Source organism: Pseudacidovorax intermedius, assembly GCF_001476815.1.
Taxonomy (GTDB): domain Bacteria; phylum Pseudomonadota; class Gammaproteobacteria; order Burkholderiales; family Burkholderiaceae_C; genus Xenophilus; species Xenophilus intermedius_A.
Window position 1 is genome coordinate 1 of sequence record NZ_LDSL01000020.1, and the last position, 23,877, is coordinate 23,877.

Here is a 23,877-nt window from a genome sequence, read left to right on the forward strand (position 1 = left end):
GGGCCCTGGGCCCTGGGCCCCGAAAGCGCACGTCTATGATTCCGGACAGCATGGTTGAACAACGTCTACAACAACATTTCATCGACAGCGCCGATCTCAAATACCAGGCCGGGCCCGTGCTCAGCAAGCCACTCGGGCTGGCCGTCCAGGCCCTGCTGGCGGGCGTGACCAGCGGCCGCAAGGTGCTGGCCTGCGGTGCGGGCATCTCCGGTCTTCTGGCCGCACAGTTCGCGGCCCAGTTCGTCGGCCGCTTCGAGCGCGAGCGGCCGTCGCTCGCGGCGCTGGCGCTGCCCTGCATTCCCGACGATCCGCTGGCCGACACGCGCCAGTGCGCCGACGCGGGCGGCCTGGCGCGGCAGGTGCGCGCGCTGGGCGAGGCCGGCGACGTGCTGCTGGCCATCAGCCCGCGCGGCGAGTCGGCGGCCGTGCTGGCCGCCGCCGCCGCCGCGCACGAGCGCGACATGTGCGTCATCGCGCTGACCGGCGGCACGGGCAGCGGCGCCGGCGGCGCGCTGGGCCGGGCCCTGCGCGAGACCGATGTGCAGGTCTGCGTGCCGCACGACCGCCTTTCCCGCATCCACGAAGTGCACCTGGTGCTGCTGCACTGCCTGTGCGACGCCGTGGATGCCCAACTACTTGGTGAACAGGAGCTTTCCGCATGACCACCTCCCCCTCGACGACGATCTTCCGGCGTGGCCAGCGCCTGGCCTGCGCCTGCCTGGCCGTTGCCGCGCTGGGCGGCAGCCTGGCGGGCTGCGTGCCGCTGGTGGTGGGCGGCGCCGCCGCCGCCGCGGGCATCGGCACCCTGGCGCTGGACCGGCGCAGCTCGGGCGTGCAGCTGGACGACCAGGGCATCGAGCTGCGCGCCGCCGCGCGCATCCGCGAGATCGCCAACGACAACATGAACGTCACGGTGATCAGCTTCAACCGCACGGCGCTGCTGATCGGCACCGTGGGCAGCGAGGCCGACAAGCAGCGCGCCGGCGAGGCCGTGCGCGGCGTGCAGAACGTGCGCGGCGTCGTCAACGAGATCGTGGTCGGCCCGGCGCTGAACATCGCGCGCCGCTCCAACGACGCCTACATCACCACCAAGGTGAAGGCCTCGCTGCTGGATGCCTCGGACGTGCCCGCCAATTCGATCAAGGTCGTGACCGAGGGTGGCGTGGTCTACCTGATGGGCCTGGTCACCCGCCGCGAGGCCGACCGCGCCACCGACATCGCGCGCGGCATCTCGGGCGTGGAGAAGGTGGTGCGGGTGTTCGAATTCGTGAGCGACGACGGCCAGGCCCTGCCGGGCGGCGTGGGCCCGTCGCAGACCGTGCCCGGCACGGCCAGCGGCAGCGTTCCGCTGCCGCCGATGGCACCGCTGCCGGCACCGGCAGCGCCTGCGCCCGCTCCGGCGCCCGGCGTGGTCACGTCGCCCGTGCGCTGAGTGGCTCCCTCTCCCCTTGCGGGAGAGGGCTGGGGAGAGGGGGAGTGCGGCGCCCGATGGGCCTTAGTCGCTCGACAGGGCGCCGGCCCCCTCTCCCCAACCCCTCTCCCGCGAGGGGAGAGGAGCTCGACCCTCGCGAAGTGGCGGGGGCTTACTTCAGCCGCGTGATGAGGCTGGACGTGTCCCACCGCGCGCCGCCGGCCTGCTGCACGTCGGCATAGAACTGGTCCACCAGCGCCGTCACCGGCAGGCGCGCGCCGTTGCGCTTGGCCTCGTCCAGCACCAGGCCCAGGTCCTTGCGCATCCAGTCCACGGCAAAGCCGAAGTCGAAGCGGCCGGCCACCATGGTTTTGCCGCGGTTGTCCATCTGCCAGCTCTGCGCGGCGCCCTTGCCGATCACGTCCAGCACCTTCTCCATGTCCAGCCCCGCGCGCTGGCCGAAGGCGATGGCTTCGGACAGGCCCTGCACCAGCCCGGCGATGCAGATCTGGTTGACCATCTTGGCCAGTTGCCCGGCACCGCTGTCGCCCAGCAGCGTCACCGCGCGCGCGAAGGCGCCGATGGTCGGCTCGACCTGGGCGAACACCGCCGCGTCGCCGCCGCACATCACGGTCAGCAGGCCGTTCTGGGCGCCGGCCTGGCCGCCGGAAACCGGCGCGTCGATGAAGTGCAGGCCCTTCGCGGACGCGGCGGCGGCGAGCTCGCGCGCCACCTCGGCCGAGGCGGTGGTGTGGTCCACGAAGACGGCGCCCGGCTTCATGCCGGCCAGGGCGCCGGCGTCGCCCAGCACCACCGAGCGCAGGTCGTCGTCGTTGCCGACGCAGCAGAAGACGATGTCCGCCCCGGCGGCGGCCTCGCGCGGCGTGGGCGCCGAGGCATGGCCGCCAGCGGTGCCGAATTCCTGCAGCCAGGCGGCGGCCTTGGCGGCGCTGCGGTTGTAGACGGTCACGCGGTGGCCGGCGGCGGCCAGGTGGGCGGCCATGGGGTAGCCCATGACGCCCAGGCCCAGGAAGGCGACGTGGCGCGCCGGGACGGCGGCGTAGGACTTGGGGTGGAAGGAAGGGGAGGGGGTGCTGCTCATCCCGCTAGCTTAGCGGGGCAGCGCGCCGCCTTCACGTCACCGTCAGGTGCTCGGTGCCGGCGCTCAGGTCGCGCGTGCGGGCGCGCTGGCTGTGCAGCTTGATCTGCAGGCGCAGGTCGTTGGTGGAGTCGGCGTTGCGCAGCGCGTCCTCGTACGAGATGGCGTACTGCTCGAACAGGTCGAACAGCGCCTGGTCGAAGGTCTGCATGCCCAGGTTGCGGCTCTTGCGCATGACCTCCTTCATCTCGCCCACCTGGCCCTTGAACACCATGTCGGCGATCAGGGGCGTGTTGAGCATGACCTCCACCGCCGCCACGCGTCCGCGGCCGTCCTCGGTGGGGATCAGCCGCTGCGAGATCATCGAGCGCAGGTTGAGCGACAGGTCCATCAGCAGCTGCTCGCGCCGGTCGTCCGGGAAGAAGTTGATGATGCGGTCCAGCGCCTGGTTGGCGTTGTTGGCATGCATGGTGGCCAGGCAGAGATGGCCGGTCTCGGAGAACACGATGGCGTTTTCCATGGCCGTGCGGTCGCGGATTTCGCCCATCAGGATCACGTCGGGCGCCTGGCGCAGCGCGTTCTTGAGCGCCGACTCCCAGCTGTCGGTGTCGATGCCGATTTCGCGCTGGGTCACGACGCAGTTCTTGTGCGGGTGCACGAACTCGATCGGGTCTTCCACCGTCACGATGTGGCCCTGCGTGTTCTCGTTGCGCCAGTCGAGCATGCCGGCCAGGGTGGTCGACTTGCCCGAGCCGGTGGCGCCCACCACGATCACCAGGCCGCGCTTGGTCATGGTGACTTCCTTGAGCACCTGCGGCAGGTTCAGGCCGTCGATGGTGGGCGGCGTGGTCGGGATGGTGCGCAGCACCATGCCCACGCGGCTCTGCTGCAGGAAGGCATTGACGCGGAAGCGCCCGTAGCCGGCCGGCGAGATGGCGAAGTTGCATTCGCGCGTGCGTTCGAACTCGGCCGTCTGCCGGTCGTTCATCAGCGCCCGCGTGAGCGCCAGCGTGTGCTGGGGCGACAGCGGCTGCTGCGAGATCTTGACCACCTTGCCGTCCACCTTGATGGCGGGCGGGAAGTCGGCCGTGATGAACAGGTCGCTGCCGCCGCGGCTGACCATGAGTTTCAGCAGGTCGGTGATGAACTGGCTGGCCTGATCGCGTTCCATGGTGGCTCCAGAGGGGTGTAAGTCAAAGGGACAGGCAGTGCGAGGCTGGCCCGCGCATCGAGGCGGAACAGCCCCGAGTCCGGTCAGCCTGGGAAATTCTCGGGGGTCTTGGCCTTGCTGCGCGCTTCGGCAGGGCTGATGGCCCCGCGCCGCACCAGGTCGACCAGGCACTGGTCCAGCGTCTGCATGCCCATGTTCTGGCCGGTCTGGATGGTCGAGTACATCTGCGCCACCTTGGCCTCGCGGATCAGGTTGCGGATGGCCGGCGTGCCTAGCATGATCTCGTGCGCCGCCACGCGGCCGGTGCCGTCCTTGGTCTTGCACAGCGTCTGCGAGATCACGGCCTGCAGCGATTCCGACAGCATCGCCCGCACCATCTCCTTCTCCTCGCCGGGGAAGACGTCGATGATCCGGTCGATGGTCTTGGCGGCGCTGGAGGTGTGCAGCGTGCCGAACACCAGGTGGCCCGTTTCGGCGGCCGTCAGCGCCAGGCGGATGGTCTCCAGGTCGCGCAGCTCGCCCACCAGGATGGCGTCCGGGTCCTCGCGCAGGGCCGAGCGCAGCGCGTTGGCGAAGCTCAGGGTCATCGGCCCGACCTCGCGCTGGTTGATCAGGCACTTCTTCGATTCGTGCACGAACTCGATCGGGTCCTCCACCGTCAGGATGTGGCCGTACTCGGTCTCGTTCATGTGGTTGACCATGGCCGCCAGCGTGGTCGACTTGCCCGAGCCCGTGGGCCCGGTCACCAGCACCAGGCCGCGCGGCTTGAGAGCCAGCTCGCCGAAAATCCGCGGCGCATTCAACTGTTCCAGGGTCAACACCTTGGACGGAATGGTCCGGAACACCGCCGCGCAGCCGCGCTGCTGGTTGAAGGCGTTGACGCGGAAACGCGCCAGGCCTTCGATCTCGAAGGAGAAGTCGATCTCCAGGAACTCCTCGTAATGCTTGCGCTGCGAGTCGTTCATGATGTCGTACACCATGGCATGCACTTCCTTGTGCTCCATGGGGTCGAGGTTGATGCGCCGCACGTCGCCGTGCACCCGGATCAGCGGCGGCAGGCCCGCCGACAGGTGCAGATCCGACGCCTTGTTCTTGACGCTGAATGCCAGCAGTTGGGTGATGTCCACGGACGACCTCTAGACTTTCGTGACGTTTTGAAACGGTTTGAACGATTATGACGACTACGGGTGACCAGCTCCAGCAAGTCCGGGGCCGGATCGCGCAGGCCTGCGCCCGCGCGGGCCGGGACGCCGCGGGCGTGCGCCTGCTGGCGGTCTCCAAGACCTTCGGCCCCGAGATGGTGCGCGAAGCGTACGCCGCCGGCCAGCAGGCCTTCGGCGAGAACTACGTGCAGGAGGGGCTGGACAAGATCGCCGCCCTGGCCGACCTGCGCGCCGGGCTGGAATGGCACTGCATCGGCCCGCTGCAGAGCAACAAGACGCGGCCCGTGGCCGAGCAGTTCGACTGGGTGCACAGCGTGGACCGGCTCAAGATCGCCCAGCGCCTGTCGCAGCAGCGGCCGGCCGGTCTGCCGCCGCTGCAGGTCTGCCTGCAGGTCAACATCGACGGCGGCGCCAACAAGTCGGGCGTGGCGCCGCAGGACACCCTGGCGCTGGCGCGCGAGGTGGCGGCGCTGCCGCAGCTGGCGCTGCGCGGGCTGATGGCCATTCCCGAGCCCCAACCCGATGCCGCGGCCGAGCGGGCGGTCTTCGCCCAGGTGGCCGACCTGGCCGCCCGGCTGCGCGACGCGCTGGGGCTGCCGCTGGACACGCTGTCCATGGGCATGAGCGCCGACCTGGAATCGGCCATCGCCGCCGGCAGCACGATGGTGCGGGTGGGCACGGCCATCTTCGGCGGCCGGCCGCCCCTTGCCGCTCGCGCATAAGGTCCGCCGCCGGCTGCATGGCCCCTGGCGCGGCGCGGTCGGCCGGCCTATCGTCGCGGCCATCCGCACCACCGAGGCCTCCGGGGCCTTCCTCACCATGCAGCAGTCCAGCGAACTCTCGTACGTCCACCCGTCCTCCACCAGCCCCTGGGGCACCTACCTGTCGCAGGTGGACCGCGTGGTGCCCTACCTCGGCCACCTGGGCCGCTGGGCCGAGACCCTCAAGCGCCCCAAGCGCGCGCTGATCGTGGACGTGCCGATCGAGATGGACGACGGCACCATCGCCCACTTCGAGGGCTTTCGCGTGCAGCACAACCTGTCGCGCGGGCCGGGCAAGGGCGGGGTGCGCTTCCACCCCGACGTCACGCTGGAAGAGGTCATGGCCCTGTCGGCCTGGATGACCGTCAAGTGCGCGGCCGTCAACCTGCCCTACGGCGGCGCCAAGGGCGGCATCCGCGTCGATCCCAAGAAGCTGTCGCAGAACGAACTGGAGAAGATGACCCGCCGCTACACCAGCGAGATCGGCCTGATCATCGGCCCGCATTCGGACATCCCGGCGCCGGACGTCAACACCAACGGCCAGATCATGGCCTGGATGATGGACACCTATTCGATGAACACCGGCGCCACCGCCACCGGCGTGGTCACCGGCAAGCCGATCCACCTGGGCGGCTCGCTGGGCCGGGTCAAGGCCACCGGCCGCGGCGTGTTCGTCACCGGCCGCGAGGCAGCGCGCCGCCTGGGCCTGCCGCTGCAGGGCGCGCGGGTGGCCGTGCAGGGCTTCGGCAATGTGGGCTCGGTGGCGGCCGAACTCTTCGCCGAGGCGGGCGCCCGGGTGGTGGCGGTGCAGGACCACACCGGCACCCTGGTGAACGAAGGCGGCTTCGACATGCCGGCGCTCATGGCCCATTCGCGCCGCACCGGCGGCATCCTGGGTTTCGGCAGCGGCGAGACGGTGGACAACGAGGCCTTCTGGGACGTGCCCACCGACATCCTGATCCCGGCAGCGCTGGAAGGCCAGATCAACGCCGAGCGTGCCCGCCGCATCACGGCCCGCCTGGTGCTCGAGGGCGCCAACGGCCCCACGGTGCCGCAGGCCGACGACATCCTGGCCGAGCGCGGCGTGCTGGTGGTGCCCGACGTGATCTGCAATGCCGGCGGCGTGACGGTGTCGTACTTCGAGTGGGTGCAGGACTTCTCCAGCTTCTTCTGGACCGAGGACGAGATCAACCAGCGGCTGGACCGGATCATGGTCGGCGCGCTGGAGCACATCTGGAACAAGGCCGACGAGCACCACATCTCGCTGCGCACCGCGACCTTCGCCGTGGCCTGCGAGCGCATCCTGGCGGCGCGGCAGGAGCGCGGCTTGTATCCTTGACCACCCCGTTTGGTTTTCCTCACTGCGTGTGGAAAACCAATCCCCCTCGAGGGGCGCACCCGTGGGCCCGGCAAAGCCGGTTCCCAGGGTGCCCTGGCATCGGCCTGCTCCGCGGCCTTGGCGCCGAGGGGGGGCCGGGTCTCGGCCGGCGGTAGTGGGCGCCAGTCATGGGATGGCGGTTGTGTGCGCGGGTTTGCGTAGCCTGGGGGCGGGAACCGTGCCAAACATGCGCGCATCCAAGCGACGCTCCGGCCGCCGGCCGGGCGACACTTGCGGGATGACGACGATGCGAACGACGGTGGGACGTGCCTGGGGCGCGGTGGGCTTGGGGCTGCTGGCGGCGCTGTTGGCGGGGTGCGGCAGCACGGGGCCGAAGCTGGGCGGCGGCAAGAGCCTGGATGCCGAGGCCTTCGAAGCGACGAACACGCACACCCGCATCTACGACGCCACGGTGGGCCAGACCTGCGAGGCGGCGCGCCGGGCGCTGCTGAGCCAGGGCTACATGATCACCGCCGCCGCGGCCGAGCAGGTGACGGGGCGCAAGAGCTTCCAGCCCGAAGGCGAGGTGCACGTGGAGGTGGAGTTCCGCGTGGTCTGCGCCAGGGAAGAGGGCGAGAACGGCAATCCGGCGGCCATCGCCTTCGCCACGGCGGTGCAGGACCGCTATGGCCTGAAAAAGGTCAACAACTCGGCCAGCGTGGGCGTGGGGGCCTTCGGCTCGCTCTCGCTGCCTTTCAGTTCCAGCAACGATGCGATGGTGAAGGTGGCGAGCGAGACGCTCAGCGACGAGCGCTTCTACGACCGCTTCTATGCCCTGCTGGAGCGCTACCTGGACCGCACCGACCCGGCGGTCGCCACGCCCGTCACCGGCGGTCCGGCACCGGCGAACCGCTAGGCGGCGTGGCCAGCGCGTCGGCCAGGGCATCCACACCGAAGGGCTTGCGCAGCCACTGCGTGCCGGGCGGCAGTTCGCGCGGCGCGGCCTGGCCGGTGGCGAAGATGATGCGCACCGCGGCGTTGCGCTGGCCCAGCTCCTGGGCCAGGTCCATGCCCGACAGGGCGGGCAGTCCGACGTCGATCATCACCACGTCGAAGGCGCCGTCGAAGTAGCGGTCGCGTGCGGTTTCCGCGCTGCTCACGCCGGTTGCCCAGTGGCCGAGTAGCCGCAGCATGTCCAGCGTGGTCTGCAACACGTCCGGATCGTCTTCGACAACCAGGACGCGCAGGCCGGAGCCGGAGGATGGGGCGGAATCGGGCATGGGTTGAGGAGGTCGGCGCCGCTGAGGAGTGGTTTCAGCCACTATAGGGACCGGGCGCCTCGAACTCTCCCCCGACTGCGCGACGATGCTTGTAGGAGCAATCCCTTTCGTGTCCAGCGGTCACTCCATGGCGGGGGCAAACCCTCATGCCCGCGCCAGCGTGGACTTGCCGAGCAGGCTCTCGATGAGCTCCACCGCGATCTCGGCGCTGCGGTTGCGCACGTCCAGCGCCGGATTCAGTTCCACCACGTCCAGCGAGCCCAGGCGGCCGGTGTCCGCGATCATCTCCATGCACAGCTGCATTTCGCGGTAGCCGGGGCCACCGCGCACGCCGGTGCCGGCGCCGGGGGCGACGTCCGGGTCCAGGCAGTCGATGTCGAAGCTCACGTGCAGGTGCGTGTCCTCGTCCACGCCGTGCAGGGCCTCGGTCATGGTGGTGCGCATGCCGTGCTCGTCGATGTGGCGCATGTCGAACACCGTCAGGCCCAGCGTGCGGATGGCCTCGCGCTCCGGCGCGTCGACGCTGCGGATGCCGACGAAGCGCAGCGCCTCGGCGTCCAGCGCGGCCGGCGTGCCGGCCCAGCCGGTCAGGGCCGCGGGCCCGTGGCCCAGCAGGCAGGCGACGGGCATGCCGTGCAGGTTGCCGCTGGGCGAGGTGGCCTCGGTGTTGACGTCGGTGTGCGCGTCGAGCCACAGCACGCGCAGCTTCTTGCCGCGGCGGCGCGCATGCCAGGCCACGGCGCTGATCGAGCCGACGGCCAGGCAATGGTCGCCGCCCATCAGCAGCGGCAGGTGGCCCAGGCCCAGCGCGCCGTCGACGGCGTCGTAGACGCTGCGGTTCCAGGCCACGGCCTCCTTCAGGTGGCGCAGGCCGCCCTCGGGCGTGCGCCACGGCGTGGCCGGGCCGGCCAGGTTGCCACGGTCCACCACGGTGAGGCCAATGCGGGCCACGGATTCGGCCACGCCCGCCACGCGCAGGGCGTCCGGGCCCATGCCGCAGCCGCGCACGCTGGCGCCGATGTCGGTGGGGGCGCCGATCAGGGCCACGGTGGCGGCCGCCGGGCTGGCGCTGGGGTCGAAGGTGGCTTGCATGCGCGCCAGTCTAGGCACGGCCCGTGAACGCCGCGTGCAAGCCGATGCCGACAGTGCAAGGGCGCCGGTGGCGCCCGTTCACACCTTCTCAGCCGCCCGGGCGCACCATCTTGCAGTCGGTGCCCTGCGCCAATTCGTTGCCGGTGTAGACGGCCTCGGTGCGGAAGCCGTAATTGGTGCCTTCCCAGCCGGTCTTGACCGTCTTGCCGTCCACCGGCGCGATGGTGTTGACCACCTGCGGCAGCAGCAGCTGATGGTCTTCGCCGCGCATGCGCACGGGGCCGACCACCGAGTCGAAGCTCAGGTCTTCCAGTGCGCGGGCCACGGCCACCGTCTCGGTGCTGCCGGCCTTGTCGATGGCGGCGGCCAGCAGGCGCGGCGTCATGTCGATGCGCGGCGCCAGGAAGTCCTTGCCCATCTTCGCCTTGTAGGCCTTGGCCAGCGCATCCACGCGCGGGCTGTCGGCCTGGCCCGGGTGCCATTCGGCCACCCAGGTCAACTGCCCCAGCCTGGCCTGCGACACGGCCAGCACCGTGCCGGGCACCGAGCCGGCGCTGTGGTTGAAGTAGCGCAGGTTGTAGCCGGCGTCGCCCGCGGCCTTGAGCAGCAGCGTCATGTCCTGGCCCCAGTTGCCGGTGATGACCGAGTCGGCGCCCGAGGCCTTGATGTTGGCCACGTAGGGTGCGAAGTCCTTCACCCGGCCGATGGGGTGCAGCGCCTCGCCCACGAACTGCACGTCGGGCCGGGCCAGGCCCACCAGCTGACGGCCGTAGCTGGCCCACTGCTTGCCGTGGGCATAGTCCTGGTTGAGCAGGTAGACCTTCTTCACGTCGGGCGTCTTCTTGATGAAGTTCGCCAGGGCCTTCATCTTCATCGCCGTGTTGGCCTCGGTCTGGAAGTGCCAGAAGCTGCAGGCCTTGCCGGTGAGTTCGGGGTCGATGGAGGAATGGTTGAGGACCAGGATCTCCTTGCCCGGGTTGCGCTGGTTCCAGCGGTTGACGGCCTGCACCAGCGCCGTCACCACCGAGGAGCCCGAGCCACCGGTGACGATGGCGCGCGCGCCCTGGTCGATGGCGGCCTGCAGCGCGCTCTGGCTCTCTTGAGCCGAGAGCTTGCTGTCGAACTGCAGCAACTGCAGTTTGGCCTGTCCCTTGAGCACGCCGCCCTTGGCGTTGATGTCGTCCACGGCGTACTGCACGTGGGCCAGCATCAGCTCGCCCACGTTGGCGAAGGGGCCCGAGAGCGGGTCGATGTAGGCCAGCTTGTAGACCTTGCCGTCCTGGGCCGAGGCACCGCCGGCGGCGGCGAGAAGCAGGGCGGCGGCCAGGGGCGCGAGCCGGGCGCGGAATGTCATGGTGTGTCTCCGTTCGTTGTCGTTGGCGAGAAAAGGCCGCGTCAGCCCGCGCCGGTGCGCAGGCCGATCACGCGGGTGGCGAGCACGGTCAGCTCGTCCACGATCTGCTCGGGGCCGAGCCGGCCGCCGGGCCGGTACCAGCTGTACAGAAAGCCCGGCAGGCTGCAGGCGGCCAGGGCGGTGAGACGGGTCTCGTTGAAATCCAGGTGGCCGTCGCGCCGGCCCTGCTCCAGCAGCGGCGTGAGCTTGTCGTAGAAATGGTGGGCCAGCTTCTTCATCGCGGCGTTGTATTCGGGCCGGTAGACCTGCGGCTCGCGGTAGGGAAAGAAGGCGGCCGGGTAGTGCATGACCGTGGCGCGGATCAGCCTCCGCAGGCCTTCCACCACCTTCTGTGCGGCGGGGCGCGGGTCGTCGTCGGCGAAGTCCAGCGCGGTGAAGCAGTCCACCGTGGGCCGCCAGGACAGCACCTCGAAGATCTCCTGTTTGTCGCGGAAGTAGTAGTAGATGAAGGGCTTGGTCACCTGCAGCGACTGCGCCACCTGCGCCAGCGTGGTATGGGCATAGCCCTGGGCCGCGAAGAGCTGCGTGGCGGCCTGCAGGATGCGCTCGCGCTGCACGTCGGTGCCGGCGGTGGCCGAGCGCTGCCGGCCGTTGCCGTGCGTGCGCACGGGCTCGCCCACGTCCTCCGTCGTGTCGGACCGCGGCGCGGAACGGCCTTCGGCTGTGGGTTTGTGCGGTGTCTCCGATGTTCTACCCATCGGTAGGATTGTTCGTGCACCATGCATCGCATGACAAGGGTCGACAGGGGCCGATGCGCTATCGCTAACCCTGATCGGCAGACGCCACGGAGACAGCCATGAGCCTCGACAGCCAGCCAGACATTTCGGCCGGCGCGCTTCCAGAGCGCCCCCGCCAGCCCCTGCACGAGTACCTGCGCACCCATGCGCGCGAGCGCGGCGACCATGTCGCCTGCCACTGGTACGGCCACCGCATGCGCTATGCCGAACTCGACCGCGCGAGCGACGCCTTCGCCGCCCGGCTGCAGGCATTGGGCGTGGCCAAGGGCGAGCCGGTGGTGCTCTTCCTCAACAACTGCCCGCAGTACCTGGTGGCCCACTACGGCATCCAGAAGATCGGCGCCATCGTCTGCCCCAGCGGCCCGCTCAACAAGGCGCACGAGCTGGCCTACCAGGTGGGCGACCTGAAGGCGCGCGTCATCGTCGCGGCCGCGCCGCTGCTGCCCGTGGTGCAGCAGGTGCAGGCCGAAGCGCCGCACCTGGCCCATGTCTTCGTGGTGCACTATGCGGACCTGCTGCCGCAGGAGCCGGTGCTGGACCTGCCCGCCGAACTGCAGGCTGCGATGAAAGAGGCGCGCGTGGTGCCAGCGGGCTGCGAGGACTTCCGCGAGGCAAGCAGCGGCAGCGCGACGCCCGCACCGGTGGACTTGTCGCTGGACGACGTCGCCCTCATGACCTACACCTCGGGCACCACCGGCCTGCCCAAGGGCGCCATGCTGAGCTACGGCAATGCGCTCTTCAAGACGCGCATCGCGGCCGACTGCAACGGCGTGCAGGCGGGCGACGTGCTGCTGTCCGTCGCACCGCTGTACCACATCGCCGGCATGCTGATGGGCGTGAACGTGCCGGTGCTGGTGGGGGCCACGCAGGTGCTGCTGCACCGCTTCGACCCGCATGCGGTGCTGCAGGCCATCGACCATCACCGCGTCACCTGGTGGTACAGCATCGCGCCGATGAACGTGGCCTGCATGCAGCAGCCGGATGCCCGTGACTTCGACCTGAGCAGCCTCAAGGTCAACCCCGTCACCAGCTTCGGCATCGCCTTCACCGAGCCGCTGGCGCAGCAGTGGCAGGGCTTCGCGCCGAACTGCACCTCGCACGAGGCGGCCTACGGCCTGTCGGAGACGCACACCTGCGACACCTACACGCCGCGCCATGCGCCGCGCTGGGGCACCCAGGGCGTGCCGGCGCCGGGCGTCACCATCCGCATCGTCGACCCCGAGACGGGCCACGACCTGCCGGCGGGCGAGGTGGGCGAGATCGTGCTGGCCAGCGAAGGCACCTTCAAGGGCTACTGGAACAAGCCCGAGGCCACGGCCGCCACCTTGCGCGACGGCTGGGTGCACACCGGCGACATGGGCAAGCTGGATGCCGACGGCTACCTCTGCTTCATCGGCCGCTTCAAGGAGATGATCAAGGTGTCCGGCTACAGCGTGTTCCCCGAAGAGGTGGAGACCATCCTCATCAAGCACCCGGCCGTGGCCCAGGCCGCGGTCATCGCCCAGCCCGATGCCGAGAAGGGCGAGGTGGTCAAGGCCTTCATCGTGCGCAAGCCCGGCGCCGAGCCCACGCCCGAGGCCATCGTGGCCTGGTCGCGCGACAACATGGCGCCCTACAAGGTGCCGCGGCAGGTGCGCTTCATCGACGCGCTGCCGGCCACCGGCGCGGGCAAGGTGCTGCGGCGCCTGCTGAAGGACATCGCGTGAGGACCGGCCCCGTGTTCAAGAAGATCCTGATCGCCAACCGCGGCGAGATCGCCGTGCGCCTGGTGCGCGCCCTGCAGGACCTGGGCATCGCCAGCGTGGCCGTCCATGCGCAGGACGACGCGCAGGCCCTGCATGTGCAGCTGGCCGACGTCGCCGTGCCGCTGCCTGCCACCGGCCCGTCCGCCTACCTCGACATCGACGCGCTGCTGGCCATCGCCCGCACGCAGGGCTGCGATGCGGTGCATCCCGGCTACGGCTTTCTGAGCGAGCGGGCCGACTTCGCCCAGGCCTGCGCCCAGGCCGGGCTGGTCTTCATCGGCCCCACCCCGGAGCAGCTGGCGCTGTTCGGCGACAAGGCCCGCGCCCGCGCACTGGCACAGCAGTGCGACGTGCCGGTCATGCCCGGCAGCGCCGGCGCCGTGACGCTGGAACAGGCCCAGGCCTTCTTCGGCGAGCAGGCGAAGGACGGCGCGGGCGTGATGATCAAGGCCATCGGCGGCGGTGGCGGGCGCGGCATGCGCGCCGTGCTGCGCGCCGAGGACGTCGCCGAGGCCCATGCCCGTTGCGTCTCCGAGGCGCGCGCGGCCTTCGATGTCGACGGCGTGTACGTCGAGCGGCTGATGCCGCATGCGCGCCACATCGAGATCCAGGTGCTGGGCGACGGCGAATCGGTGGCCAGCCTGGGCGAACGCGAATGCACGCTGCAGCGCCGCTTCCAGAAGCTGGTGGAGATCGCGCCCAGCCCCACCCTGTCCGAGCCGCTGCGTGCCGCCCTCACGCAGGCCGCGCTGCGCATGGCCCAGGCCGTCGGCTACGTGGGCCTGGGCACCTTCGAGTTCCTGGTGGACGAGTCCTCGGCCACGCTGCCCTGGGTGTTCATCGAGGCCAACCCGCGCCTGCAGGTGGAGCACACCGTCACCGAGGCCGTCACGGGGCTGGACCTGGTGCAGCTGCAACTGGCGGTGCTGGCCGGGCAGCGGCTGGCCGCGCTCGGCATCGACGCGCAGCGCACCGCGCCGCAGCAGGGCTTCGCCATCCAGTGGCGCATCAATGCCGAGACGCTGGACGCGCAGGGCAATGCCAAGCCTTCCGGCGGCCGGCTGGCGCGCTTCGACCTGCCCTCGGGCCCCGGCGTGCGGGTGGACACCCATGGCTACGCGGGCCTCGCGCCCTCGCCGCACTACGACACGCTGCTGGCCAAGCTGATCGTCGCCAGCCGCAGCGGCGCGTTCGCCGATGTGCTGCGCCGCAGCCTGCGTGCGCTGGCCGAGTGCCGCATCGAGGGCATGGCCACCAACCTGCCGCTGCTGCGGGCCATCGGCGCGCGGCCCGAGTTTGCGCAGCAGGCCGTGCACACCCGCTTCGTCGAGGCGCACCTGGGCGAGCTGTTGCAGGCGGCCGAGGCGATGGGGGTGCCTGCGGTGGCCACACCGTTGGCGACTTCGGCACCGACCCCGGCAACGGAAGACCACGCCGACGACGGCCTCGTCCACATCCGCGCCCCCATGCCCGCCCGCTTGATGCAGTTCGACGTGGCCATCGGCGACGTGGTGCCCGCCGGCGCGCAACTGGGCGTGCTGGAGGCCATGAAGATGGAACACCTGCTGCAGGCGGCCGAGCCCGGCCGCGTCGTCGGGCTGCTGGCCGCCGCCGGCGACTATCTCGCGGAAGGCCAGGCGCTGGTGCAGCTGGAGCCGGTCGATGCCGAACAGGCCGGCGCGCAGCAGGGCGCCGCCATCGACCCGGCCCACATCCGCCCCGACCTGCAGCGCGTCATCGATCGCCACGCGCCCACGCTGGACGCCCACCGCCCGCAGGCCGTCGCCAAGCGCCATGCGCAGGGCGGCCGCACGGCGCGCGAGAACATCGCCGACCTGTGCGCGCTTGATGCCGACCCCGGCAACTTCATCGAATACGGCCAGCTCGCCATCGCCGCGCAGACCCGCCGCCGCAGCCTGGAGGACCTGGTCGCCAACACGCCGGCCGACGGCATGGTCACCGGCATCGGCAGCGTCAATGCCGATCTCTTCGGTGCCGAGGCCGCGCGCTGCGTGGTCATGGCCTACGACTACACCGTGCTCGCCGGCACGCAGGGCATGCGCAACCACCACAAGAAGGACCGCATGCTGGCGCTGGCCCACCAGCTCAAGCTGCCGGTGGTGCTGTTCGCCGAAGGCGGCGGCGGCCGGCCGGGTGACGTGGACATGCCCATCGTCGCCGGCCTCAACAACCACACCTTCAGCCAGTACGCCGCGCTGTCGGGCGTGGTGCCGGTGGTGGGCATCGCGCATGGGCGCTGCTTCGCGGGCAATGCGGCGCTGCTGGGCTGCAGCGACGTGATCATCGCCACGAAGAACAGCAACATCGGCATGAGCGGCCCCGCCATGATCGAAGGCGGCGGCCTGGGCCGCTTCGCGCCGGAACAGATCGGGCCCAGCCCGGTGCAGTCGCGCAACGGCGTGATCGACCTCCTGGTGGAGGACGAAGCCGAGGCGACGGCGGCGGCGCGGCAGTACCTGTCGTATTTCCAGGGCCGCACGTTGCAGTGGCAGGCCGGCGACGCGCGCCTGCTGCGCCACGCCGTGCCCGAGAACCGGCTGCGCGTGTACGACGTGCGGGCCGTCATGCGTGGCCTGGTCGACAGCGGCTCGCTGCTGGAGCTGCGCGCCGGCTTCGGCGCCGGCATGGTGACGGCGCTGGCGCGCATCGAGGGCCGGCCGGTCGGCGTGCTGGCCAACAACCCGCGCCACCTGGGCGGCGCCATCGACGTCGAGGCGGCCGACAAGGCCGCGCGCTTCATGCAGCTGTGCAATGCCCATGGCCTGCCGCTGGTGGCACTGTGCGACACGCCGGGCTTCATGGTCGGGCCGGACGTCGAGGCCCAGGCCCAGGTGCGCCACGTGTGCCGCATGTTCATGGTGGCCTCGCACCTGCGCGTGCCCTACTTCACCGTGGTGCTGCGCAAGGGCTACGGCCTGGGCGCGCAGGCCATGGCGGCGGGCGGCTTCGATGCGCCGGTGTTCACCGTCGCCTGGCCCACCGGCGAATTCGGCGCCATGGGGCTGGAAGGCGCGGTGCGCCTGGGCTTCCGCAAGGAGCTGGAGGCCGTGCCCGAGGGCCCCGAGCGCGATGCGCTGTTCAGGCAACTGGTCGACCGGCAGTATGCGGATGGCCAGGCCGTCAACATGGCGCAGACGCTGGAGATCGATGCCGTGATCGACCCCGCCGACACCCGGGCATGGCTGGTGCGCGGCCTGGCCTCGGCCGGGCGCGTGCAGGAATCGCCCAAGCCCTACGTCGACACGTGGTGAGCCCTGGCAGCGGCGCCGCGCCGGCGGGCCGTAGCCTCGCGCGCTTTCCACTGCGCGCCTGAGCCATGTCCTTTTTCTCCTGGCGCGGCCTGCTGGCCGCGTTCGTGTTCGCCTTTGCTGCCGCGGGTGCGCAGGCCACCACGCCGGCCTGGGCCGCCGCCTGGGCTGCGGCACCGCAGAACTTCGACGCCCTGCCGCAACTGCCCGGCGTGCCGGCCGCGCCCAAGTGGATGGTGCAGGGCACCGTGCGCCAGCAGCTCACCGTGGGGCTGGACGGCAGCCAGGTGCGGGTGCGCTTCTCCAACCGCTTCGGCCAGCGGCCCCTGCGCATTGCCGCGGCCACGGTGGCCCTGGGCACGGGCGGCGACGGACTGTCGCCGCGCTCCCTGCAGCCGCTGGCGCTCGGCGGCCAGGACGCCTTCGAGGTGCCGCCCGGCCAGGAGCGCTGGACCGACGGCGTGGCGCTGGACGTGCGCGCCGGCCAGCAACTGGTGGTGAGCTTCGCGCTCGCCGACGCCGTGCCCGCGACCGCCGTGCACCATCTGCCGCCGCAGGGCAGCTGGGTCGGCCCCGGCGACCAGACCCGCGCCGCCCAGATGGGCCATGCGAGCCGCCCGCCGTGGAACCTCTTCGTCACCGGCGTCGACGTCAAGCCGCGCGGTCCCGCCAACGTGGTGGTGGCCTTCGGCGACTCGATCACCGAAGGGTCGGGCGCGGAAGCCGGCGCCGATGCCGCGCGCTATCCGCAGCGGCTGGGCGAGCGGCTTCGCGGCGAGGGCCGCACCGCCGTCTCCGTCGTCAATGCCGGCATCGGCGGCAACCGGCTGCTGGCGGACGTGAGCGGGCCCAGCGGCCTGTCGCGCTTCGCGCCGGACGTGCTGGCGCAGAGCGGCGCCACCCATGTCATCGTGCTCATCGGCATCAACGACATCGGCTTCGGCACCTTCCAGGGCAAGCTGCTGCCCGGCTTCAACCCGCCCACGGCCGAGGCGCTGGCGGCGGGGCTGCAGCAGCTGATCGGGAAGGCGCGGGCGCGGGGGCTGAAGGTGCTGCTCGGCACCCTGCTGCCCTTCGAGGGCGCCGGCTACTGGAGCGAGGCCAACGAGGCCAAGCGCGAGGCCCTCAACCGCTGGATCCGCGGGCGGCAGGACGTGTCGGTGATCGACTTCGACGCCGCGCTGCGCGATCCGGCGTCGCCGCGCCGCCTCGATCCGCGCTACGACGGCGGCGACCACCTGCATCCGAATGCCGCCGGCGCCGCCGCGATGGCCCGGGCGGCCGACGTGGCGGAGTTGCGCGAATGAGTGCCAGATGCGCGCCGAATGCGCACTGGACGGGTCCGGCCGCGGGATACAGCTGCACACAAGCATTTGCCTTGCGCTGACGTGCCGTTGACACCCGCGGCGCACCATGAAGGCTCCAACACTTCATGAGGAAGCAACCCATGAACAAGAGTCTCACCGCCGCCGTCCTCTCCGTGGGCGCCGCCACCCTTCTTTCGCTGGGCGCCATCGCGGTACCGGCCCCGGCCCAAGCCCAGCCGGTGATCAACGTGCAGATCGGGCAGCCGCCACCACCGCCGCGCGCCGAACGCATGCCGCCGCCGCGCCGCGGCTTCGTGTGGGCGCCTGGCCATTGGGAAGCCCGCCGCGGCCAGTACGTCTGGGCGCCCGGCCACTGGGTGAAGGCCCGGCCCGGCTATGCCTACCGTGCGCCGGAATGGCGCGAGCGCGGCGGGCGCTGGGAATACGACCGTGGGCGCTGGGACCGCGATCGCGATGGCGTCCCCAACCGGCACGACCGGCGGCCGAACAACCCGAACAGGTACTGACACCCCCATGCCGCTTCGCGGCGCGCGCTCTCCGGCGCACTCGGCTCGGAGGGGGCGCGCCCGTAACCCTGATGGAGCGAGTGCCTCGGGCGTACTCGCAGGGCCTGCGCTGACGCCCTCGCATTTTTGGGCCGGGCGTCAGCCGAAGAGCCGGAAGATCAGCGGCATGAGCAGGGCAGCCAGCACCACCTGCATGCCGAGGGCCAAGCCGGCATAGGCGCCGGCGTCTGCATTGACCTGCAAGGCCCGCGCGGCGCCGATGCCATGGGAGGCGGTGCCCAGGGCGAAGCCGCGGGCCGTCCAGCCCGTGCCGGACGCGGGCACGCGCAGCAGATCGAACAGGTACTTGCCGCTGAGCGCGCCCACCATGCCGGTCAGCACCGCGAACACGGCTGACAGGGTCGGCACACCACCGATCTTCTCGGCGATGCCCATGGCCACCGGCGCGGTCACGGACTTCGGCGCCATCGACAGCACCACGTCCGGCGGCAGGCCCAGCACCCAGGCCAGTCCCACGGCCGACACGCTGGCCGCGCCGCCGCCCAGCAGGGCCGCCATCAGCAGCCGCGGGCCACGCGCCCGCAGTTCGGCGCGACGCTCCCACAGCGGCCAGGCCAGGGCCACCACGGCAGGGCCGAGCAGGAAGTGGATGAACTGCGCGCCCGAAAAGTAGGTCGGGTACTTCACCCCGGTCGCCGTCAGCAGCAGCGCCAGCACCACCACCGACCACAACACCGGGTTGGCCCACGGCGCGCCCTGCATGCGGCCGTAGAAGGCCTGCGCCAGCAGGTAGACCACCAGCGTGGCCGTCAGGCCGAACAGCGGCGTGGCGGACAGGTAGACCCAGAGTTCGACGAAATGGGGCATCAGCGCTCGCCTCGTTCCTGCTTCGGACGGCCTGCATGCAGCACCAGCGCGGTGACCGCCAGCCCGATCCAGGTCGATAGCGCGATCACCAGCAGGATGCGCAGCCCGTAGTCGGCGAACAGGCCCAGGTGGACCATGACGCCGACGCCCACCGGCACGAAGAGCAGCGACAGGTGCGACAGCAGGAACTGCGCGCACACCGCCACCGCCTCGCGGATGGCCGCCATGCGCAGCGCCGGCAGCAGCATCAGCAGGCCGAGCACCGGGCCGGGCAGCGGCAGGTGCAGGCCCCGGGAGATCAACTCGCCCAGCGACTGGAACACCAGCAGCCAGGCCAGGCCGCGCAAGCCCTGCATGTTCAGAACCGCGGCAGGTCGGCGTGCGGCAGGCGGCCGCCCCGCACCACCTGCTTGCCGTATTCGGCGCAGCGCGCCAGCGTCGGGATCACCTTGCCGGGGTTGAGCAGCCCGGCGGGGTCGAAGGCGGCCTTCACCGCCAGCATCTGCGCGTTCTCCTCGGGCGTGAACTGCACGCACATGCTGCTGAGCTTTTCCACGCCCACGCCATGCTCGCCCGACACGGTGCCGCCCATGGCGACGCTGGTCTCCAGGATGTCGGCGCCGAACAGCTCGCAGCGGTGCAGTTCGTCGGGGTCGTTGGCGTCGAAAAGCACCAGCGGATGCAGGTTGCCGTCGCCGGCATGGAAGACGTTGCAGCAGCGCAGGCCGTACTTCTTCTCCATCTGCGCGATGGCCAGCAGGATGTCCGCCAGCCGCTTGCGCGGGATGGTCGAGTCCAGGCACATGTAGTCGGGGCTGATGCGGCCCGAGGCGGGGAAGGCGTTCTTGCGCCCGCTCCAGAAGCGCAGCCGCTCCTCCTCGCTCTGGCTCACGGTGAGGGCGGTGGCGCCGCAGCCGCGCAGCACCTCGCTCATGCGGCCGATCTCCTCGTCGACTTCCTCCGGCGTGCCGTCGGATTCGCACAGCAGGATGGCGGCGGCCGTGAGGTCGTAGCCGGCGTGCACGAAGTCCTCGACGGCGGCGGTCATGGGCCTGTCCATCATCTCCAGGCCGGCCGGGATGATGCCCGCGGCGATCACCGCCGCCACCGCGTCGCCGGCTTTCTGCACGTCGTCGAAGCTGGCCATGATGCAGCGCGCGAGCTGCGGCCTGGGCACCAGCCGAACGGTGACTTCCAGCGTGACGGCCAGCATGCCTTCGCTGCCGACGACCAGCGGCAGCAGGTCCAGGCCGGGTGCATCGAGCGCCTCGCCGCCGAACTCGACCGGCTCGCCGTCGGCCAGGAAGCCGCGCACCCGCAGCACGTTGTGCAGCGTCAGGCCGTACTTGAGGCAGTGCACGCCGCCGGAGTTCTCGGCCACGTTGCCGCCGATGGTGCAGGCGATCTGGCTGGAGGGGTCGGGCGCGTAGTACAGGCCGTAGGGCGCGGCGGCCTCGCTGATGGCCAGGTTGCGCACGCCGCACTGCACGGTGGCGGTGCGGGCCAGCGGGTCCACCTTCAGGATCTGGTTGAAGCGGGCCAGCGACAGCGTCACGCCTTCGGCATGCGGCATGGCGCCGCCCGACAGGCCGGTGCCGGCACCGCGTGCCACCACCGGCACGCCCAGGCCGTGGCAGGTGCGCAGCACCGCCTGCACCTGGGCCTCGGTCTCGGGCAGGGCCACCACCAGCGGACGCTGGCGGTAGGCCGTGAGGCCGTCGCATTCGTAGGGCGTGGTGTCCTCGGCCTGCCACAGCAGCGCATGCGCGGGCAGCAGGGAACCCAGGGCCCGCACCACGTGGGCCTGCCGTTCGGCGCGGTGGAAGTCCGATTGCTGCTTGGTGGAGGCCGGGGCGTTCATGGCGGGCTCGCGACGAGGTCGGCTAGCGGAAGATCACCGTGCGGTGGCCGCTCAGCAGCACGCGGTGTTCGCTGTGCCACTTGACGGCGCGGGCCAGCACCTGGCTTTCGGTGTCGCGGCCGCGGGCCGTGAGGTCCTCGACGGTGTCGGTGTGGTCGGCGCGGGCCACGTCCTGCTCGATGATCGGGCCTTCGTCCAGGTCGGCCGTCACGTAGTGGGCGGTGGCGCCGATCAGCTTCACGCCGCGGTCATGGGCTTGGTAGTAGGGCTTGGCGCCCTTGAAGCTGGGCAGGAAGCTGTGGTGGATGTTGATGGCCCGGCCCGCCAGCCGGCCGCACATCTCGTTCGACAGGATCTGCATGTAGCGCGCCAGCACCACCAGCTCGGCGCCCTCGGCTTCGATGATCTCCAACTGCTTCGCCTCGGCCTGGGCCTTGGTGGCGGCCGTCACCGGGATGTGGTGGAAGGGCACGTTGTAGCTGGCGGCCAGCTGGTAGAAGTCGCGGTGGTTGCTGATGATGGCGCGGATGTCCACCGGCAGCAGGCCGCTCTTCCAGCGGAACAGCAGGTCGTTGAGGCAATGGCCTTCCTTGCTGACCAGCAGCACGGTCTTCATGGGCTGCTGGGCGTGGTGCAGCTTCCAGGCCATGCCGAAGCCGTCGGCCAGCGTGGCCAGCTGGCTGCGCAGCTCGGCCTCGGGCACGCCCTCGCAGGCGAAGCGCACGCGCATGAAGAACAGGCCGGTGCCATGGTCGTTGTACTGGGCGGCCTCTTCGATGTTGCCGCCCCGCTCCATCAGGAAGCCCGAGACGGCATGCACGATGCCTCGGCGGTCCGGGCAGGAAAGGGTCAGGATGTACGCGCTCATGAGGGGGCGGATTGTCGCAGCGCCGGCCGCGGCGCGCCCGGGCGCTCAGAGATCGGCCGGCAGCAGGGCGCGCAGGGCCGCCTGGCAACTGGCGGCGATGAGCTGCTGGCGCTGGCGGGGCATGCGGTCCAGCGTGGAGGCGACGCTGATGCCCGCGACCGGCTCGCCGCGCGCATCGCGCACCGCCATGCCCACGGCCAGCACGTTGCGCGTGGCATGGTTGCCCACCACCGACCAGCCGCGCTCGCGCGTGGCGCGCACGAGGATCCGCAGCCGTTCGGGCGTCATGCCGCCGTAGCGTGGCAGCTGGGCCGCGTTGGCGGCGATCACCGCCTCGACCTCGACGTCCGGCAGGGCGGCCAGCAGCGCCAGGCCGGCCGCGCCCACGCCCAGCGGCTGGCGCGTGCCGACCTGGATGACCAGGATCTGCACCGGGTGCGTGCCCACGTGGCGGGCGATGCAGTGCGAGGCCGCGCCCTCGCGCACGATGGCGAAGGCCGCGTCGCCGCAGCCCTGGCTGATGCGCGCCAGCACCGGCTGCAGGTGCACCGCCATGTTCGGCGGGCCGCCGGCCGGCTGCAGCGCCGCCCAGCGGGGCCCCGGCACGTACAGGAAGCGGCCACGCCGCGCCACGTGGCCGGCTTCCATCAGGGTGGCCAGCAGCCGGTACACCGGCGCGCGCTCCAGCCCGGTGGCGGCGCACAGGGCCACCACGCGCAGGCCGTCCGGCCGGGCCAGCACGGCCTCCAGCACCTGAAGCCCGCGGCGCAGCGTGCGGCTACCGGGGTCGTCGGGTGCCGCATCCGGGCCAGCGGCGTCGGGCTTAACGTCCGGCTGGCGGACATTCGCGTTCGTGTTTCGGGCGCCCATCTCCAAGAATTTCTTCGTCCAAAGCCCGCAGTGTGCCGCCCCCGAGGCCGGCCCGCCGGCAGGGCGGACGCCCATTCCAATACCTCGGAGACAAAGACCCATGCACCCGTATTCCGCCCTGCGTGCGCCCCGGCGCCGCCTGCTCGCCCTGGCCTTGTCGTTGGCCGCCGGTGCTGCTGCGTTGCCGGCTGCCGCGCAATCCGCGCCGTTCCCCACACGGCCGATCCGGCTCGTGGTGGGCTATGCGGCCGGCGGCGCCACCGACGTCATCGCTCGGCTGGTGGCGGTGAAGATGGGCGAGCAGCTTGGTCAGCCCGTGATGGTGGACAACCGCGCCGGTGCCAACAGCAACCTGGGCGCCGAGATCGTGGCCCGCGCCGCGCCCGACGGCTACACGCTCTACGTCTACACCATCGCCAACACGATCAATGCTTCGCTCTATCCCCGGCTGGGCTACGACCCGGTGAAGGACTTCGAGCCCATCGGCCTGATCGCCAAGATTCCCAACATCCTGGTCGTCAATCCCAAGCTGCCGATCAAGTCGCTGGCCGACTACGTGCGCTATGCCAGGGACGCCAGGGACGGCATCACCTTCGCCTCTTCCGGCAGCGGCTCGTCCATCCACCTGTCGGGCGAGATGTTCAAGATGCAGTCGGGCCTGAAGATGCTGCACGTGCCCTACAAGGGCAGCGCGCCGGCCGTCACCGACCTGCTCGGCGGGCAGGTGGATTCGATGTTCGACAACACCCCTTCGGCCCTGCCGCACGTGCAGGCCGGCAAGCTGCGCGCCATCGCGATCACCAGCGCCCAGCGCTCGTCGCTGCTGCCGGACGTGCCCACGCTGGCCGAGTCGGGCTATCCCGGCTTCGACGTGCAGTCCTGGTTCGCGCTGGCGGCGCCCGCCGGCACGCCTCGGCCGGTGATCGCGCAGCTCAACGCGGCGCTCGACAAGTCGCTGGCCGCACCCGACGTGCGCCAGCGCCTGCAGGAGCTGGCCGCCGCGCCCGTGCCCGGCACGCCGGAAGAGGCGCGCAGCTTCGCCAATGCCGAGATCAAGCGCTGGCGCGAGGTGGTCAAGGCTTCCGGCGCCAGCGCCCAGTGAGGCTACCGGTCCCGC

Annotated in this window: 22 protein-coding genes; 10 read left to right on the forward strand and 12 right to left on the reverse strand. The window is 71.0% G+C overall.

The annotated features are described in order from the left end of the window. The first annotated feature begins 50 nt into the window (after positions 1–50). Positions 51–662, forward strand: a complete 612-nt coding sequence (locus NS331_RS02700; protein WP_058640501.1) for an SIS domain-containing protein — start codon at positions 51–53, stop codon at positions 660–662. Further along, the gene (locus NS331_RS02705; RefSeq protein ID WP_058640478.1) at positions 659–1,432 is read left to right on the forward strand and encodes a BON domain-containing protein; all 774 of its coding nucleotides are present in this window, start codon (positions 659–661) and stop codon (positions 1,430–1,432) included. Before NS331_RS02700 ends, NS331_RS02705 begins: the two co-directional genes overlap by 4 nt. A 151-nt stretch (positions 1,433–1,583) precedes the next feature. Here the strand turns inward: NS331_RS02705 and NS331_RS02710 are convergent, their stop codons facing one another. From NS331_RS02710 to NS331_RS02720, 3 genes are all read right to left on the reverse strand, one after another. Next, positions 1,584–2,513, reverse strand: a complete 930-nt coding sequence (locus tag NS331_RS02710; RefSeq protein WP_058640479.1) for an NAD(P)-dependent oxidoreductase — start codon at positions 2,511–2,513, stop codon at positions 1,584–1,586. 31 nt (positions 2,514–2,544) lie between these two features. Beyond that, complete coding sequence (locus NS331_RS02715; RefSeq protein WP_058640480.1) at positions 2,545–3,681, reverse strand: PilT/PilU family type 4a pilus ATPase; 1,137 nt, start codon at positions 3,679–3,681, stop codon at positions 2,545–2,547. Between the two features lie 83 nt (positions 3,682–3,764). After that, the gene (locus NS331_RS02720) at positions 3,765–4,808 is read right to left on the reverse strand and encodes a type IV pilus twitching motility protein PilT (protein WP_058640481.1); all 1,044 of its coding nucleotides are present in this window, start codon (positions 4,806–4,808) and stop codon (positions 3,765–3,767) included. A 47-nt stretch (positions 4,809–4,855) separates the two neighbouring features. On the opposite strand from NS331_RS02720, the gene NS331_RS02725 reads away from it, so the two are divergent. From NS331_RS02725 to NS331_RS02735, 3 genes are all read left to right on the forward strand, one after another. After that, positions 4,856–5,566 (forward strand): YggS family pyridoxal phosphate-dependent enzyme, encoded by a 711-nt coding sequence (locus tag NS331_RS02725; RefSeq protein ID WP_058640482.1) that lies wholly within the window; start codon positions 4,856–4,858, stop codon positions 5,564–5,566. A 97-nt stretch (positions 5,567–5,663) separates the two neighbouring features. Next, on the forward strand, positions 5,664–6,944 hold the full coding sequence (locus NS331_RS02730; RefSeq protein ID WP_058640502.1) for a Glu/Leu/Phe/Val family dehydrogenase: 1,281 nt from the start codon (positions 5,664–5,666) through the stop codon (positions 6,942–6,944). Between the two features lie 286 nt (positions 6,945–7,230). After that, complete coding sequence (locus tag NS331_RS02735; protein ID WP_242873629.1) at positions 7,231–7,839, forward strand: DUF2242 domain-containing protein; 609 nt, start codon at positions 7,231–7,233, stop codon at positions 7,837–7,839. Here NS331_RS02735 and NS331_RS02740 read toward each other — a convergent pair. The 4 genes from NS331_RS02740 to NS331_RS02755 all read right to left on the reverse strand — a co-directional run bounded on the left by NS331_RS02740 (position 7,808) and on the right by NS331_RS02755 (position 11,407). Then, a complete protein-coding gene (locus NS331_RS02740) occupies positions 7,808–8,203 on the reverse strand; it encodes a response regulator (RefSeq protein ID WP_058640483.1) in 396 nt (131 codons plus the stop codon). The genes NS331_RS02735 and NS331_RS02740 overlap by 32 nt on opposite strands. A 144-nt stretch (positions 8,204–8,347) precedes the next feature. After that, a complete protein-coding gene (rocF, locus tag NS331_RS02745) occupies positions 8,348–9,295 on the reverse strand; it encodes an arginase (RefSeq protein WP_058640484.1) in 948 nt (315 codons plus the stop codon). An 88-nt stretch (positions 9,296–9,383) separates the two neighbouring features. After that, entirely contained in the window at positions 9,384–10,649 is a 1,266-nt protein-coding gene (locus NS331_RS02750; protein ID WP_058640485.1) for a branched-chain amino acid ABC transporter substrate-binding protein, read from the reverse strand. A 41-nt stretch (positions 10,650–10,690) separates the two neighbouring features. Next, complete coding sequence (locus NS331_RS02755; protein WP_058640486.1) at positions 10,691–11,407, reverse strand: TetR/AcrR family transcriptional regulator; 717 nt, start codon at positions 11,405–11,407, stop codon at positions 10,691–10,693. Between the two features lie 98 nt (positions 11,408–11,505). On the opposite strand from NS331_RS02755, the gene NS331_RS02760 reads away from it, so the two are divergent. From NS331_RS02760 to NS331_RS02775, 4 genes are all read left to right on the forward strand, one after another. Further along, a complete protein-coding gene (locus NS331_RS02760; RefSeq protein WP_058640487.1) occupies positions 11,506–13,152 on the forward strand; it encodes an AMP-binding protein in 1,647 nt (548 codons plus the stop codon). An 11-nt stretch (positions 13,153–13,163) separates the two neighbouring features. Further along, a complete protein-coding gene (locus NS331_RS02765; protein WP_058640488.1) occupies positions 13,164–16,463 on the forward strand; it encodes a carboxyl transferase domain-containing protein in 3,300 nt (1,099 codons plus the stop codon). A gap of 65 nt (positions 16,464–16,528) precedes the next feature. After that, positions 16,529–17,767: a GDSL-type esterase/lipase family protein gene (locus tag NS331_RS02770; RefSeq protein ID WP_058640489.1), complete on the forward strand. Its 1,239-nt coding sequence runs from the start codon at positions 16,529–16,531 to the stop codon at positions 17,765–17,767. Positions 17,768–17,907: 140 nt separating this feature from the next. After that, positions 17,908–18,294, forward strand: a complete 387-nt coding sequence (locus tag NS331_RS02775; RefSeq protein WP_058640490.1) for a YXWGXW repeat-containing protein — start codon at positions 17,908–17,910, stop codon at positions 18,292–18,294. A 138-nt stretch (positions 18,295–18,432) separates the two neighbouring features. On the opposite strand, the gene NS331_RS02780 is transcribed toward NS331_RS02775, so the two are convergent. Genes NS331_RS02780 through NS331_RS02800 form a run of 5 tightly spaced genes read right to left on the reverse strand, consistent with a single transcriptional unit; the run spans position 18,433 to position 22,760 of the window. After that, positions 18,433–19,161, reverse strand: coding sequence for an LrgB family protein (locus NS331_RS02780; protein ID WP_058640491.1), 729 nt, complete (start codon positions 19,159–19,161; stop codon positions 18,433–18,435). After that, positions 19,161–19,517 carry a CidA/LrgA family protein gene (locus NS331_RS02785; RefSeq protein ID WP_058640492.1) on the reverse strand — a complete coding sequence of 119 codons (357 nt, stop codon included), beginning with the start codon at positions 19,515–19,517 and terminating at the stop codon, positions 19,161–19,163. The genes NS331_RS02780 and NS331_RS02785 overlap by 1 nt, the downstream gene beginning before the upstream one ends. A gap of 2 nt (positions 19,518–19,519) precedes the next feature. Beyond that, positions 19,520–21,022 carry an FAD-linked oxidase C-terminal domain-containing protein gene (locus NS331_RS02790; RefSeq protein ID WP_058640493.1) on the reverse strand — a complete coding sequence of 501 codons (1,503 nt, stop codon included), beginning with the start codon at positions 21,020–21,022 and terminating at the stop codon, positions 19,520–19,522. 22 nt (positions 21,023–21,044) lie between these two features. Continuing rightward, positions 21,045–21,890, reverse strand: coding sequence for a formyltetrahydrofolate deformylase (purU, locus tag NS331_RS02795; RefSeq protein ID WP_058640494.1), 846 nt, complete (start codon positions 21,888–21,890; stop codon positions 21,045–21,047). A 45-nt stretch (positions 21,891–21,935) separates the two neighbouring features. Further along, positions 21,936–22,760, reverse strand: coding sequence for an IclR family transcriptional regulator (locus tag NS331_RS02800; RefSeq protein ID WP_058640495.1), 825 nt, complete (start codon positions 22,758–22,760; stop codon positions 21,936–21,938). Positions 22,761–22,860: 100 nt separating this feature from the next. Between NS331_RS02800 and NS331_RS02805 the strand changes: the two genes are divergently transcribed. After that, the gene (locus tag NS331_RS02805; RefSeq protein ID WP_058640496.1) at positions 22,861–23,862 is read left to right on the forward strand and encodes a tripartite tricarboxylate transporter substrate binding protein; all 1,002 of its coding nucleotides are present in this window, start codon (positions 22,861–22,863) and stop codon (positions 23,860–23,862) included. Positions 23,863–23,877: the final 15 nt, after the last annotated feature.

Bases quoted from the DNA above. Each gene is read 5' to 3' on its own strand.
- NS331_RS02740 (WP_058640483.1), bottom strand. From the start codon at position 8,203: ATGCCCGATTCCGCCCCATCCTCCGGCTCCGGCCTGCGCGTCCTGGTT.
- NS331_RS02730 (WP_058640502.1), top strand. From the start codon at position 5,664: ATGCAGCAGTCCAGCGAACTCTCGTACGTCCACCCGTCCTCCACCAGC.
- purU (WP_058640494.1), bottom strand. From the start codon at position 21,890: ATGAGCGCGTACATCCTGACCCTTTCCTGCCCGGACCGCCGAGGCATC.
- NS331_RS02710 (WP_058640479.1), bottom strand. From the start codon at position 2,513: ATGAGCAGCACCCCCTCCCCTTCCTTCCACCCCAAGTCCTACGCCGCC.
- NS331_RS02715 (WP_058640480.1), bottom strand. From the start codon at position 3,681: ATGGAACGCGATCAGGCCAGCCAGTTCATCACCGACCTGCTGAAACTC.
- NS331_RS02705 (WP_058640478.1), top strand. From the start codon at position 659: ATGACCACCTCCCCCTCGACGACGATCTTCCGGCGTGGCCAGCGCCTG.
- NS331_RS02725 (WP_058640482.1), top strand. From the start codon at position 4,856: ATGACGACTACGGGTGACCAGCTCCAGCAAGTCCGGGGCCGGATCGCG.
- NS331_RS02775 (WP_058640490.1), top strand. From the start codon at position 17,908: ATGAACAAGAGTCTCACCGCCGCCGTCCTCTCCGTGGGCGCCGCCACC.
- NS331_RS02750 (WP_058640485.1), bottom strand. From the start codon at position 10,649: ATGACATTCCGCGCCCGGCTCGCGCCCCTGGCCGCCGCCCTGCTTCTC.
- NS331_RS02790 (WP_058640493.1), bottom strand. From the start codon at position 21,022: ATGAACGCCCCGGCCTCCACCAAGCAGCAATCGGACTTCCACCGCGCC.
- NS331_RS02735 (WP_242873629.1), top strand. From the start codon at position 7,231: ATGCGAACGACGGTGGGACGTGCCTGGGGCGCGGTGGGCTTGGGGCTG.
- NS331_RS02780 (WP_058640491.1), bottom strand. From the start codon at position 19,161: ATGCCCCATTTCGTCGAACTCTGGGTCTACCTGTCCGCCACGCCGCTG.
- NS331_RS02770 (WP_058640489.1), top strand. From the start codon at position 16,529: ATGTCCTTTTTCTCCTGGCGCGGCCTGCTGGCCGCGTTCGTGTTCGCC.
- rocF (WP_058640484.1), bottom strand. From the start codon at position 9,295: ATGCAAGCCACCTTCGACCCCAGCGCCAGCCCGGCGGCCGCCACCGTG.
- NS331_RS02785 (WP_058640492.1), bottom strand. From the start codon at position 19,517: ATGCAGGGCTTGCGCGGCCTGGCCTGGCTGCTGGTGTTCCAGTCGCTG.
- NS331_RS02800 (WP_058640495.1), bottom strand. From the start codon at position 22,760: ATGGGCGCCCGAAACACGAACGCGAATGTCCGCCAGCCGGACGTTAAG.
- NS331_RS02805 (WP_058640496.1), top strand. From the start codon at position 22,861: ATGCACCCGTATTCCGCCCTGCGTGCGCCCCGGCGCCGCCTGCTCGCC.
- NS331_RS02760 (WP_058640487.1), top strand. From the start codon at position 11,506: ATGAGCCTCGACAGCCAGCCAGACATTTCGGCCGGCGCGCTTCCAGAG.
- NS331_RS02700 (WP_058640501.1), top strand. From the start codon at position 51: ATGGTTGAACAACGTCTACAACAACATTTCATCGACAGCGCCGATCTC.
- NS331_RS02755 (WP_058640486.1), bottom strand. From the start codon at position 11,407: ATGGGTAGAACATCGGAGACACCGCACAAACCCACAGCCGAAGGCCGT.